General features: G+C 41.1%; 9 protein-coding genes and 1 tRNA gene. 6 read left to right on the forward strand and 4 right to left on the reverse strand.

Translation table 11 applies throughout. The features are described from left to right. The first annotated feature begins 8 nt into the window (after window positions 1-8). Complete coding sequence (locus OQX61_RS05430) at window positions 9-1,358, forward strand: MFS transporter (RefSeq protein WP_265840656.1); 1,350 nt, start codon at window positions 9-11, stop codon at window positions 1,356-1,358. Between the two features lie 128 nt (window positions 1,359-1,486). Next, window positions 1,487-2,449, forward strand: coding sequence for an acetyl-CoA carboxylase carboxyltransferase subunit alpha (locus tag OQX61_RS05435; RefSeq protein ID WP_265840657.1), 963 nt, complete (start codon window positions 1,487-1,489; stop codon window positions 2,447-2,449). A gap of 201 nt (window positions 2,450-2,650) precedes the next feature. Here the strand turns inward: OQX61_RS05435 and OQX61_RS05440 are convergent, their stop codons facing one another. After that, window positions 2,651-5,677 (reverse strand): DUF2723 domain-containing protein, encoded by a 3,027-nt coding sequence (locus OQX61_RS05440; protein ID WP_265840658.1) that lies wholly within the window; start codon window positions 5,675-5,677, stop codon window positions 2,651-2,653. Window positions 5,678-6,150: 473 nt separating this feature from the next. Between OQX61_RS05440 and OQX61_RS05445 the strand changes: the two genes are divergently transcribed. The 4 genes from OQX61_RS05445 to pth all read left to right on the forward strand — a co-directional run bounded on the left by OQX61_RS05445 (window position 6,151) and on the right by pth (window position 8,508). Beyond that, a tRNA-Gln gene (locus OQX61_RS05445) sits at window positions 6,151-6,221 on the forward strand. Window positions 6,222-6,292: 71 nt separating this feature from the next. Next, complete coding sequence (locus OQX61_RS05450) at window positions 6,293-7,234, forward strand: ribose-phosphate pyrophosphokinase (protein WP_265840659.1); 942 nt, start codon at window positions 6,293-6,295, stop codon at window positions 7,232-7,234. 25 nt (window positions 7,235-7,259) lie between these two features. Then, window positions 7,260-7,838 carry a 50S ribosomal protein L25/general stress protein Ctc gene (locus OQX61_RS05455; RefSeq protein ID WP_265840660.1) on the forward strand — a complete coding sequence of 193 codons (579 nt, stop codon included), beginning with the start codon at window positions 7,260-7,262 and terminating at the stop codon, window positions 7,836-7,838. A gap of 109 nt (window positions 7,839-7,947) precedes the next feature. Continuing rightward, entirely contained in the window at window positions 7,948-8,508 is a 561-nt protein-coding gene (gene pth / locus OQX61_RS05460; protein WP_265840661.1) for an aminoacyl-tRNA hydrolase, read from the forward strand. A 7-nt stretch (window positions 8,509-8,515) separates the two neighbouring features. On the opposite strand, the gene OQX61_RS05465 is transcribed toward pth, so the two are convergent. From OQX61_RS05465 to OQX61_RS05475, 3 genes are read right to left on the reverse strand one after another with little or no spacing between them, the layout of a single operon-like run. Continuing rightward, the gene (locus OQX61_RS05465) at window positions 8,516-10,102 is read right to left on the reverse strand and encodes a response regulator (RefSeq protein ID WP_265840662.1); all 1,587 of its coding nucleotides are present in this window, start codon (window positions 10,100-10,102) and stop codon (window positions 8,516-8,518) included. A gap of 34 nt (window positions 10,103-10,136) precedes the next feature. Beyond that, on the reverse strand, window positions 10,137-10,964 hold the full coding sequence (locus tag OQX61_RS05470) for a protein-glutamate O-methyltransferase CheR (RefSeq protein WP_265840663.1): 828 nt from the start codon (window positions 10,962-10,964) through the stop codon (window positions 10,137-10,139). A 1-nt stretch (window position 10,965) separates the two neighbouring features. Next, window positions 10,966-14,439 (reverse strand): response regulator, encoded by a 3,474-nt coding sequence (locus OQX61_RS05475; protein ID WP_265840664.1) that lies wholly within the window; start codon window positions 14,437-14,439, stop codon window positions 10,966-10,968. Between the last annotated feature and the right edge of the window lie 127 nt (window positions 14,440-14,566).

Below are 14,566 nucleotides of genomic sequence, written 5' to 3' on the forward strand. Positions count from 1 at the left end.
AATACCTGATGGAAAAGAAAATCACGCTTAGTAAACCAAGATTGTCGTCCCTGGAGATCTTTAACATGAGTGCCGGCTTTTTCGGGATTCAGTTTGGATTTGCATTACAAAATGGAAATGCTTCCAGAATCCTGCAAACTTATGGTGCAGATGTGGAGCATTTGTCGCTTTTTTGGTTAGCAGCACCTTTAACAGGGATGATTGTACAGCCCATCATCGGTTACTATAGTGACAAGACCTGGAACAGGTTTGGCAGGAGAAGGCCTTATTTCCTGATTGGTGCCATATTAACGGCCATAGCCTTGATTTTAATGCCAAACTCTGCGGCCATGGCCAGTCTTTTGCCGCCCATTATTATTGGTGCGGGGATGCTGATGATCATGGATGCTTCCATTAATGTGGCGATGGAGCCTTTTCGTGCCCTGGTTGGGGATAAGCTACCAGAAAGCCAGAGAAGCTTCGGCTTTTCCATGCAGACTTTCCTGATTGGTGCCGGGGCGATTACCGGTTCCTGGTTACCTTATATTCTTTCCGAATACATAGGTGTATCCAAAGTGGCGGCGCCCGGACATGTACCGCTAAATGTGATTTATTCCTTTTATGTGGGTGCTGCGGTATTGGTAGGTACCATTTTATGGACGGTCATCACCACCAAAGAATATCCACCGGAAGAAATGGAACGTTACCATGACGGTGCTGCGGAAGAAGAAACAAAGGGTATCATGTCTATCTTCAGCGACTTCTCTAAAATGCCTTTAACGATGAGACAGCTGGGTTTGGTACAGTTTTTTTCCTGGTTTGCCCTTTTTTCCATGTGGGTCTTTACCACTCCGGCAATTGCACAACATATATATAAGGTAGCTCCGGGAGATACTTCTTCTGTACAGTTTGCCGATGCCGGAAACTGGGTGGGGATTCTTTTCGGGATTTATAATGGTGTTTCCGCGATTTATGCACTATTGCTACCAGCTATTGCCAGGGCGACGAGCAGGAAAATCGCCCATGCGTTCTCCTTAACGGCGGGTGGACTCGGCTTATTGTCTATTTATTTTATTACGGATCCGCAACACCTGATCTATTCGATGATCGGGGTAGGACTGGCCTGGGGAAGTATCCTTTCTATGCCTTATGCGATATTATCCAGCTCTATTCCAGCACGTAAAATGGGTGTATACATGGGGATTTTCAACTTCTTCATTACGATGCCTCAAATCATAAATGGCTTTTTTGGAGGGATGATTGTCGATAAATTCTACGACGGGAAGGCGATTTATGCGATTGTACTGGCGGGGATTTTCATGATTCTGGGTGCTATTTCAGTGCTTTACATTCAGAGTAATCAAGAAAAAGAGGCCTGATTGACACCTGTAAATTCCGCTTAAACGCCCGAAATGCGTCGATATTATGGAATTTATATTAAAATTTTTACCTAAAACCAGGCAGTCTGCAAAGTTTTAAATAAAATGCCTATTTTTACGGCCCACTTATGGAACAGATAAAAACATCATTTGATTTCGAAAAACCTTTAGTTGAATTAGCTCAGCAGATTGAAAAGGTTAAACAGGTTGCCGATAAAACGAAAGTAGATATGTCTGCTACCTTGACTGAACTGGAAGAGAAGTTAGCTGAAACTCAGCAGACGCTTTACAACCATCTTACAGGATGGCAGAAAGTTCAGATGTCCCGTCATCCGGAAAGGCCACAAACCCTGGATTACATCAGTATGATCTGTGATGATTTCATAGAAATGCACGGTGACAGAACAGTAAAAGACGATAAAGCCATTATTGGTGGTTTCGCGACTATTGCCGGTGAAACGGTAATGATCATCGGACACCAGAAAGGTAAAAACACTAAAGAGCGTCAATACCGTAATTTCGGTATGGCGAATCCGGAAGGTTATAGAAAAGCATTGCGTTTAATGCGTCTTGCTGAAAAGTTCAATAAACCAGTGATTTCTTTTATTGACACGATGGGTGCTTATCCCGGACTGGAAGCAGAAGAACGCGGACAAGGGGAGGCAATTGCGCGTAACCTGTTAGAAATGTCTGTTCTAAAAGTACCAATCCTTTGTTTTGTTATTGGTGAAGGTGCATCAGGTGGTGCATTGGGTATCGGTATCGGCGATCGTGTATATATGTTAGAGCATACCTGGTATTCTGTAATCTCTCCTGAATCCTGCTCTTCTATTTTATGGCGTAGCTGGGACTTCAAAGAAAGAGCCGCAGAATGTCTTAAACTGACTTCTGATGATATGTACAAAAATCAATTGATTGATGGTATCATTAAAGAGCCACTGGGAGGTGCACACCAGAATCCTGAGGCAATGGGTGAAACTATTAAAGAACGTATCGTAAGCGATCTTAAAGAGATAAAGAAATTAAAAACGGATGCCATGATCACCAAAAGAATTGATAAATTCTGTGCAATGGGTGTGGTAAACGAATAAACTAATACTGATTCTATATAAGAAAGGGCTGCAATTAAGATTGCAGCCCTTTTGTTTTTAGCCAGCTTTTGTAAAGGCTTAGGAGCAGCTGAGCTTAACCAATGCTCAACGCTGCGGGAGAATAGACAGAAGTTCTTTTTTAAAATCTCAGGCATAAAAAAAGAGCACCCAAATGGATGCTCTTTTTTTATGTTCCGGAACTTATTGTGCCGGGAAGAAAGGAGAGAATCTTGATTCTAACAGATTAAATTTATCCGTTAAATCCTTGCTTAGTTTTGTTTGCTTGTTCTCGGCAGTAGTTCTGGCCATAGAGTTCAGGAAGGATAGACCTAACTGCACATTTTGCCCGCCTACAAACCTTCCTTTGCTTTCAGAAACATCAGCCAGGTAAGTCAGTTCTTTCAGGATGTAATCTGCTGATTTTTCGATCAGTGCATTTGCTCTTTTCGCATCATCCAGTTGGTACAGGTTTTCTGCCATGAAGTAAGCCCCCATCATAGAACGCATGCCATAGAATCTCTCCGGCATGACTTCAAAATAACGAGCCACTACTTTCTGTGCATCTTCTTTTTTACCTTCTTTCAATAATCCGCTGATGGTATTGTTGAATACATTGGTAAAGATGGAAATATCATCCGCAGATTGTGGATCAAGGTATTTAGCATTCTTCACGTTACCCCATACAAATTTGTTCATCACATTGTTGTATAGTACCGGCGTATTGATCAGTTCATTTCTTGAAACCGCAGTATCTGCTTTTAAAGGCATTAAATGTAAAGCTAAGCCTTCATTGTAAAGATACTTGTCAAGGCCGTTATATTGCTCTGAAGGCACTGTGCTTGCGAAATAGATAGGTCTTTTCCAGTTGTTATGAACCAGGATGTCAAACATAGCCAGTGTACCTTTCGTTACATAGCTTTTGTTGAATGTCCATTCTAATGCAGGAGCGATTTTGGCAGAATCAGCAGCGCTAACCACACCGTTTTTAATCACTGCTTCTTTATCTACCGTAATCTTAAAGTTCTTGGTAGGAATGAAGTTTACTTTTCTACCATCGTTTAACGGCAGTTTATCTTCACTGTTTTCAGAAAGTAACAGCTCCACAATGTTCTTCAGTTCGATATTACCTGCGATATCCGCATTTTGGTAATACATCACGTCTCTAACGCCCTGAACATACTGTGATTCGTTCATAGTGATCGGAAGTGGCTCAGATTCGTTCATTTTACGTTTCATACCATTGATGTACCAATCCGTATCAAACAAACTCAGGTTGACTAATCTAATGTCAGGTCTGATGTTTTCCACCTCTTGTGCATACCATAGTGGATAAGTATCATTATCACCATAAGTAAAGAGGATGGCATTTGGTGCACAGGATTCCAGGTAATCGACTGCAATATCATGGGCAACCATTTTAGTAGAACGATCATGATCATCCCATCCCTGGGCAGCCATAATTACTGGTGCGGCAAATAAGCCGGCAACAGTTGCTAAAACAGCACCGGTAGCCGGGTTAATCTTTTTAAATACCCATTCACGCAGGGCGAGGACACCGAATCCGACCCAGATGGCAAAGGCATAGAAGGATCCCGCATAAGCGTAATCACGTTCCCTTGGCTCCATCGGTTTCTGATTCAGGTACAACACAATGGCCATACCGGTAAAGAAGAAAAGTAAGGCTACAATTCCTGCATCTTTCTGGTTTCTTTTGAAATGCCAGATCGCACCTGCCATACCTAATAAGAACGGCAGGAAGAAGAAACGGTTGTAAGCATTGCTGTCTACAATAGAAGGAGGCAGGTTTTTCTGACTACCAAGGCGTAGGGCATCAATTGCTTTGATACCACTTAACCACTGGCCTTCGTAAATACTACCTTGTCCCTGGTCATCATTCTGTCTACCTACAAAATTCCACAGGAAGTACCTCATGTACATTTGTCCGGTTTGGTACGACAACAGGAAGCCGATATTGTCAATCAAACTTGGGAAGTGATCATCACTAAAGCCCATCATGTCTTTATAGTAAGCCACATGACCAGCATCATCACTGTACATGCGTGGGAAAGGTGTGATTCTATCGTATTCATAGTCCGATTTTTTACCGGCTACTTCATACTTATCTGCACCTTTTCTGTATAATGTTTTTCCTTCTACCGTGTTAACCGGCTGTGAGTTATAGTTAGGGCCGAATAATAAAGGTCTGTCGCCATATTGCTCCCTGTTCAGGTAACCTAAGAAAGAGAATACGTTATCCGGTGCACTGTTATTTAAGTTAGGATTTGCTTTTGCACGGATGATGATCATCGAGAAGGAGCTGTATCCAAAAAGGATTAGTACTGCAGAAAGTAAGGCCAGGTTAAGGACCTTTTTCTCGTGTTTAATGGAATATCTGATTCCCCAGACAAACCCACCAATCAGCAGAATGGCGAAGAAAAGAACACCGGTTCCAAAGCCCATTCCTAAGGTATTCACGAAGAATAAATCGAAATAAGCACCAAATGAAACCACGTATTGAATAATTCCATATTGAATTACGGCAAGAATCAGGATTCCTACCAGACCAGCCTTAATGGTTCCGGCGGTAGTTGGGTTTTTAGTTTTCTTGAAATAATAAACAAAGGCGATTGCCGGAATGGTTAGTAAGTTTAAAAGGTGAATCCCGATGGATAAACCCATGATATAAGCGATAAACAACAACCAACGGTCTGCACGAGGCTCATCGGCAACGGCTTCCCATTTTAAGATGGCCCAGAATACGATGGCTGTAAACAGCGAAGAAAGTGCATATACTTCAGATTCTACTGCTGAGAACCAGAAACTGTCAGAGAAGGTATAAGCTAAAGCACCTACTACACCTGCACCCATAATGGAGATCAGGTTATATTTACTTACTTCTTCATTTTCTTTAACCAGTACTTTTTTCGCTAGCGCGGTGATGGTCCAGAATAAGAACAGGATGGTTGCAGCACTGGCGATGGCAGAGCCTACATTCATAAAGTAAGCGACTTTAGTCAGATCACCAAATGCAAAAAGGGAGAAGAACCGCTGTATCATTAAGAATAAGGGGGCTCCCGGTTGGTGTACTACCTGCATTTTTAAGGCTGAGGCGATAAATTCACCGCAATCCCAAAAGCTCACTGAGGGTTCTAATGTTAGAATGTACGTCACTGCAGCGATCAGAAAACAAAGCCAGCCGGTAAGGTTGTTGATTTTTGAATAATTCATTTCTTAATTAAATAGTTATTAAAGTCGCGCTAATTAAATGCAGCCGAAAATAAAGAATAAGATTGATAAACTAACAAAGTAAGGGGGAGTTTAACAAATTTAACACCTCCATATAGCGCTTCTTTTCCCTTTTTATAATCGGGGCTGACCAATTATCCCGGTTTTTGGGAGCTCCATATCCCTGGATTTTGCCCCATTTCAAATTATTTTAAAATATTTTAATCTTGCCTGAGGTATAAATGCAGGTGCTTTTTCAGGAAATCCGGACAGGCCTGATTTTTTTTGAAAAAAAAGTGATTTTTTTTATCCGGAGCAACTTCCTCATTTTAAATAGTTTATTTCCTTTCTGAATCCTAAGTGCAATCTTTTTTAAACTTTTTTTGCGACAGGACTTGCAGATATCAAAAATGTGCGTACATTTGCATTCGATTTCACAGCAACAATTATCCGCTTCGAAATTAAGATTGAAAGATTGCCCGATAGTATAAAGGTAGTACAACGGTTTTTGGTACCGTTTGTCTAGGTTCGAATCCTGGTCGGGCAACAAAACATATTCGGATTGTGGTTCATTTCACAATCCGATTTTTTTTAACCAGCATTGATACACCTCTAATCATGCCATTGCAGTTTAATCCAGTTAAACTTTTTGCCGGAACAGGTACAAAAGACTTAGCAATCAAAATTGCCGACAGCTACGGCAAACCTTTAGGTGACGTCACCTTGAACAGGTTTAGCGACGGCGAATTCCAACCTTCTTACGATGAAACAGTACGCGGTTGCGATGTCTTCATCATCAATTCTACTTACCAGCCAAATGATAACTTAATGGAGTTGTTGTTAATGATTGATGCTGCTAAACGCGCATCTGCTCATTACATCACTGCGGTAGTTCCTTATTACGGTTTGGCAAGACAGGATAGAAAAGATAAGCCACGTGTTGCGATTGGTGCCAAATTGGTTGCCAACCTGTTGAAATCGGCAGGTATCCACAGAATCATGACCATGGACCTTCATGCTGCTCAGATTCAAGGTTTCTTCGATATCCCTGTAGATCATTTAGATGGATCAGTGATTTTCGTGCCTTATATCAAAAGCTTAGGTCTGGAGAATCTAACGATTGCTTCACCGGATATGGGTGGTTCTTACAGAGCCCGTACTTTTGCAAAGTTCTTCAACGCTGAAGTAGTAATCTGTGATAAAAGACGTAAACGTGCCAATGAAATTGAGTCGATGTCGATTATTGGTGATGTGGTTGGTTTAGATGTTGTTTTAATTGACGACATTTGCGACACGGCAGGTACCTTATCCAAAGCAGCAGCGCTGATCATGGAAAAAGGAGCGAAAAGTGTTCGTGCAGTTTGTACACACCCTGTGTTATCAGGTAAGGCTTATGAAACGGTAGAAAACTCGATGTTAGCAGAGTTGATCGTTACAGATACCATTCCTTTGAAACGTCAGAGTGATAAAATCAGGGTATTGAGTACTGCTGAGTTATTTGCAAAAGCAATTGCCAATGTAAATGAGCACGGTTCTATCAGTGACCTTTTTAAAGTTTAATATACTAACAATAAATATATATAAAATGAAAACAATCGCAATTAGCGGTTCTCCAAGAGAGAACGTAGGGAAACGCGATGCTAAAGAGCTTCGCTATGAAGGTAAAGTTCCTGCGGTATTGTATGGTGGTACTGAGCAAAAACACTTTGCTGTAATTACAACCGAATTAAAGGATGCTATTTACACTCCGGAAGCAAACTTTATTGAAATTGACATTAATGGTACTAAAACTAAAGCTATCATTAAAGAATTACAATTTCACCCACTTACTGACTTATTATTACACGTAGATTTTCTTCAGTTATTTGATGACAAAGAAATCTTAATGGAAATTCCTGTAAAAATCACAGGTACTTCTCCAGGTGTTAAAATGGGTGGTAAATTAGTACAGAAATTACGTAAACTTCGTGTGAGATCATTCCCTAAGGATATGCCTCAAACCATTGAAGTGAGCATCTCAAAATTAGAAGTTGGTAACTTGTTCCGTGTACGTGATCTTGCAACTGCAACATACACGATCACTAACACTCCAGAAGACACTATCGTTTCTGTTGGAATGTCAAGAGCTTTAAAACAAGCTGAGAACGAAGCTAACAAGAAATAATTTCTTTTAGTCCAATCTAAAAAAGCAGTATCGGTAACGGTACTGCTTTTTTTTGCGTAAAAAAATGATTCAATGGCTGTTCTCAGCTAAACTATTATATTTGCAGGAGATGAAATACTTAATTGTTGGTTTAGGGAATATAGGTCCGGAATATGCGCATACCCGTCATAATATTGGTTTTGATATCGCTGATGAGCTGGTAAAAGAACTGGGAGGCGGATTTTCTAATATCCGTCTGGCGTATTATGCAGAGGTTTCCTTCAAAGGGAAAAAGCTGCACGTGATCAAGCCAACCACTTATATGAACCTGAGTGGGAAAGCGGTAAATTATTACATGAGGGAATTGAGAATTCCATTGGAAAATGTATTGGTGATCGTTGATGACCTGGCTTTGCCATTGGGTAAACTCCGGTTGAAAATGCAGGGGAGTAGTGCTGGCCATAATGGCTTGAAAAGTATTGAAGAGCTTTGCGGCGGACAGGCCTATCCAAGGTTGCGTTTTGGTATCAGTGATAATTTCCCTAAAGGCAGACAGGCGGACTACGTATTGGCTCCCTTTGATAAAGACGAACAATTAGAACTTCCGGCACTGATTGGCAAAAGCGTGGACCTGATCAAGAGTTTTGTGACCATTGGCCCAGCTTTAACGATGACTGCCTTTAATAAATAACCCGGCTTTATTTAATCGCGTATTTCCTGATTTTTTCATGAAGTACATCCAGCTCAAATGGTTTGCTCAGCACATCATTTGCACCTGCGTCAATAGCGGTTTGCTTGTCGGTTTCTAAAACAGCCGCGGAGAAGGTGATGATCGGAATGTTTTCTTTTCCTTTCACAAAACCTTCCCGAATGAGTTTTATGGCGTCCAGACCGTTCATCACCGGCATAAACGTATCCATTAAGATCAGGTCGTAATCCGCTTCTTTTAACTTTTCTAAAGCATCCTTTCCATTTTCAACAACATCCGGAATGATCAGCCAGTCTTTCAATATTTTGATGATCAGAAACTTGTTGATGGGATTATCTTCAGCTACAAGTACCCTTAATCCCGGAAAATGATCCAGTGAAGGTTTGCTTACCGGTTTAATCACTACCGTGTTTTTTACCGTTTCATACCAGTTGCTGAAAGAGAAAGTACTGCCGGTTCCTTCTTCACTGGAAACCTCCAGGACGCCACCTTTTAGTTTTGCCAGGTTTTTGACAATAGAAAGTCCCAGCCCGGTACCACCAAATTTTACGGTAGTTTGCTCGTCGGCCTGTTCAAAGGTTTCAAATATCTTCTCAATATTGTTTTTGGCAATACCGATACCGGTATCCGTCACGGAAAATTTAATGTGTAAGTTGTTTCCTTTTCGATCAATGATCTCTGTTTTTAAATGCACTGATCCCTGGTTGGTAAATTTAATCGCATTTCCAATCAGGTTCATTAAGATCTGATTCAGGCGTAGGGAGTCTGCCAACACAATGCCTGGCAGGTCTGCATCTAAATCCATAGTGAGGTCCAGTTCCTTTTCCATTGCACGAATGCGCAAGAGGTTTACTACCGAATTACATATTTTAGAAAGATCAGTTTCAGAACGGTTGATTTTGAACTTTCCGGATTCTATTTTTGATAAGTCAAGGATATCATTGATCACCCCTAAAAGAGAATCAGAAGAGATCTCCAACAGGCTCACCATTTCCTTTTGCTCCGGACTCAGGTCTGTTTTGCCCAGCAGGTTCGCCAATCCGATGATCCCGTTAATAGGCGTGCGGATCTCATGACTCATATTGGCCAGGAAATTTTCTTTGATCCGCTTGCCTTGTTCTGCCTGTTCCTTCGCCATGATCAATTCCTTCTGATAGGCGATCAGCTCCTGATTTTTTCTTTTGATCTCGCGCTCGGTTCTCACCAGGCGGATAAAAGAATCTACTTTTGCAGAGGTTACATAAGGATCTAATGGCTTGTACAGGTAATCTATGGCACCAGAATTCAGTCCTTTTACAGCATACTTGGTTTCCTTGGAAATGGCGGTTACAAATATGATCAGGATTTCCTTAGTCCTGGGGTTACTTTTTAAGATTTCTACCAGCTCAAATCCATCCATTTCCGGCATTTGAACATCCACCATTGCAATGGCAATATCCATCTCCCAGGATATCCTTAATGCCTCATTTGGGTTGGTGGTAGTAATGATGTTGATGTCTTTCCTTTGCAACAGTGCCTCTAATGCAATGATGTTTTCGGGTCTGTCATCAACAATTAATATATTAATCTTTTCCATGTTAGGTCTTTCTGAGGGATAATAATAAAGGCCCTTAAGCTATTTTTTGGTAAATGTTATTTTTCTTATCTATGATCTTAAAACGACCGGTTTCGGTACTTCTTAAGGTTTCTTTAGCGCCCAGACACAGGAAGCCGAAATTTGCTAAGCTGTTGTAAAATAATTCGATCACTTTCTGCTGTAAATCCGTATTGAAATAGATCAGTACATTACGACAGGAGATCAGTTGAAATTCGTTAAAAACGCCGTCTGAGGCCAGGTTATGTGCCGAAAACAGCAAGTTCTTCTTTAAAGAATGATTGATAGATGCGGCCTCATACCGGGCGGTATAATAATCAGAAAGGGTATGAATTGCTCCGGTCTTTTGATAGTTTTCTGAAAACTGTTTCATCTTCTGTAAATCATAAATTCCGTTTTTGGCGAAGTCAAGCACATCGTTATTGATGTCTGTTCCGTAAAAAAAGCTCCGGTCATACAATTCCTCATCCGAAAAGAGGATGGCAAAAGAATAGGCTTCTTCTCCTGTAGAGCAACCTGCATTCCAGACCTTAATGCGCTGATAGGAGCGTAAGTAAGGGATGATGTTTTCCTTAACCGAACGGTAAAATGAAGGATCTCTAAACATTTCAGTCACATTTACCGTAATTTCAATGAGGAAAGACTCAAAATAATCATGGTCATTGGTCAGTAATGTACGTAAGTCAAAAAGGCTTAATTTTTGCAACTGCATAATCCTGGTCACCCTTCTTTTTAAAGAGGCCGGAGAATAATCGCTGAAATCAAAACCATGAATGTTCTTTACAAAATCAATTAGTTCTGTTAACTGATCATAACTGAGGTAATCTTCTTCTTCTTTATGCATATTAACTTAACCAGACTCTTAACATAGATAACAGCTTATCCATGTCAACAGGTTTAGAAATGTAATCATTGGCGCCGGCTTCAATACAACGCTCGCGGTCGTTTTTCATTGCCTTGGCGGTAAGCGCTATAATCGGTAGTTTGGCAAAACGCTTTTCTTTTCTGATGGCCTTCATGGCTTCATAGCCATCCATTTCCGGCATCATGATGTCCATTAACACCAGGTCGATCTGTTCAGATTCTTCCAGTTTTTCCAGCGCTTCACGACCGTTATTTGCAATTACGATTTTAAGGTCGTACACCTGCAAAGCACTGGAAAGTGCAAAGATATTCCGCATGTCATCATCGGTAATCAGGATGGTTTTGTCTTTCAATACCTTCTCCATTGTTGAAACACTTTTTCCTTTTCCAGTATTGGGTTTTGCCGGGCCATCCTGCTTCAGTTTATTGATAAACAAGCTCACCTCATCAATCAGACGGTCGTTAGACTTGTTGGATTTTAATACCATCGCATCTGTATACCTCATGATCTGCGCCATTTTTTCCTGATCCAGTTCCATAGCGGTATTGATGATCACCGGGATATGTGCATGTAATGGCTGAGATTTAATCTGATCCAATAAGTCGAATCCAGAAATGTCAGGAAGTTTTAAGTCGAGGATGATGCAATCAAAAACCTGATCATTTAGAAGATCAAGTGCTTCTTTGCCGGTAAACGCCTGTTTTACATCTACCCCTTTTTCTGTCAGCTGCGCGGTCAGTTCCCGGCTTTGTAACTCCTGATCTTCGATCACAAGTACACTTTTGAAATTATATTTCAGATAGGCAGCACTTAACAAATTAAAGGCTTCGTCCAACTGTTCTTTCTCCACTGGTTTTTTAAGGAAACCAATTGCCCCTTCTTTTTTCGCTTTACTGGCTTTTTCATTTCCTGCCGACATCATGTGGACGGGGATATGTTTCGTTCTTGGATCAGCTTTGAGTTTTTTAAGGATCGTCCATCCATCCATTACAGGTAGCATCACATCGAGCACAATCGCATTCGGTAAATGCTCAAATGCCATGGCCAAACCAGTATCTCCACTATACGCAAGGAGCGGATGGAAACCCTTTTCTATGGCATAATCGTTGAGTACATCAGCAAAAACCTCATCATCTTCGATAATCAGGATGGTTTGCGACTGATCTCCATGTTTTTCAGCCTGAGCTAAGGAATCAAAAACAGCAGGCGTAGGGGTATAGGATTCGGGATGCGTTATGGCTACCTGTTCCGGCAGCTGGAACTCATTGTTTTCCGGGATATATAAGGTAAAAATACTGCCTTCATTAGGTTTACTACTCACCTGAATTTCTCCACCCAACAGGTAGGCGAGTTCCTTGCTGATGGATAAACCAAGGCCGGTACCACCAAATTTTCTGCTGGTAGAGCCATCCGCTTGCTGGAAGGCTTCAAAAATGAGTTTTTGCTTGTCTTCCGGAATACCAATACCAGAATCTTTAACCGTAATGCCAATGATTTCTTCTTTCGTATTTCTGAGGCGTTCCGCATAATACACGGTATCCTTATCCGGTCTGCTGATCGTTAAGCTAATCTGACCATATTCCGGCGTAAATTTAAAGGCGTTAGACAACAGGTTTTTCACAATTTGCTCTACCCTGGACTGATCGGTTACGATAGCCTCCGGAAGATCTTCTGCCAATGCCGTCTGGAAGTCAATTTTCTTACTTCTGGCCAGTTCATTAAATAACGACTCCATGCTCCGGCTAATGGCAAGCGGTTTTACCTTTTCAATGTGCAGGTCTACCTTTCCGGATTCAATTTTAGATAAATCCAGAATGTCATTAATCAGGCTCAGTAAATCATTACCTGCATTGTGAATAACACCTGCATATTTGATTTGGTCTTCATTTAGATTTTCCGGTCTGTTTTCTTTTAATATTCTGGCCAGAATCAGGATACTGTTTAAAGGTGTTCTGAGCTCATGACTCATATTGGCTAAAAACTCCGATTTATATTTACTGGAAATTTCCAGTTCTTCGGCTTTTAAGCTGATGGCCTCTCTCGCCTGGTTGATAGAGATATTACGTTCTTCCAGTTGCTGCGCTTTTTCTTCCAGCTCCGCATTGGTTTGACGCAATTCTTCCTGTTGTACCCTCAGTTCCTCTTCCGAAGATTGCAACTGATCAGTTTTGTACATCAGCTCCTCATTGGTGGTTCTCAACTCTTCCTGCTGACTGGCCAGTTCTTCTGCCTGTTGCTGTGTTTGTTCAAATAAGTCTCTTAGTTTAACACGGGCTACGGCACTATTTACTGCTAAACCGATACTTTCACTGATGGTGTTCAAGAACAGGATGGTTTTCTCATCAGGATCCTGTTGTAAACCAAGCTCAATTACGGCGAGAGTTTGCTCTTCAAATACAATAGGCACCAGGTAAATGCTTTGTGGAAGTGCACTACCTAAGCCTGAACGAATTTTAAGGTAGTTAAGCGGTACATTCTTAAATAATTTAGCTTGTTTTTCTGTGGCTGTTTGTCCAACCAGGCCTTCTCCATAATGGTACTGGCTGGTTTCTCCTTTTTTAGGTTGATAAGCATAACCACCGGTATAGCGGAATACATTTCTCGACTTACTGAGCAGGAAAAATGCCCCAACCGGAGCACCAATATAATTACTGATCCGGGTCACGATATTCGCCGAAAGCTCTTCCACTTCCTGTTCTCCGCGCATGGCATCATTTACCTCCGACGCGCCGGAAAGCAACCAGTTCTTTTGCTCATTTTCTGCGGAGATCTTTTCTAGTTTTAAGTTAGACTCCCTGATATGACCTTCCGTTTCTTTCTGTTGATCAAATGTCTTTTTGATATAAGTAAACAGGAATAATATTAATCCGAAGATCGTCAACGCACTTAATAAAATGATCAGTGTGCTTCTCTGACTGCTCGCTATGATATTCGCTTTGCGTTCGGCAAGGAGCTTGAACTCGACCTCAATCATTTTCCTGCTGAAGGCAAGTATCTTGTCCTTATAAAGTTGTCCGCGGCCATCGAGCACCCGTAATGCCGCTGCTGCAGCACCTTCTTTATCGTAAATCCGTATGACTTCCTGCATTTCCGCTACCTTTTTATGGGCATAAAAATCCAGGGAATCGGCGCGTTCTATCTGATTGCGATTGTCGGAAAGTGTCCTCTTTAAATCCTGGACAGTTTCCAGGATCATTGGCGCATTTTTATTGTATGGTCTGAGGTAATCACTTTTTTTAGATATTATAAATCCCCTCAATGCACTTTCTGAATTCAGTACCTGAACCTCAGTGTTTTTAATTAAGTTGATGACTTCATAAGTGTGACTTTGCCATTTGGTGTCCTCCTTTAGTTTCTCTACACTGAGGTAGGAGGTGATGGCAGATACAAGTACAAACAATAAGGAAACAGTAAATCCTGTTAATACCTGTTGTTTAAAAGTTAGTTTAAACATAGAATAGAACTATTAAGTATAGGGAAATTACCAGGAATTGTGGTGGAATTGAAAATGCTTCCAGCTCATAAAAAGCCGTTTATTACCTGTAATACAAATGATTAAGGTAGTTGTTGTGCTTTTTGTT

It is taken from the genome of Pedobacter sp. PLR, assembly GCF_026239675.1.
Lineage (GTDB): Bacteria > Bacteroidota > Bacteroidia > Sphingobacteriales > Sphingobacteriaceae > Pedobacter.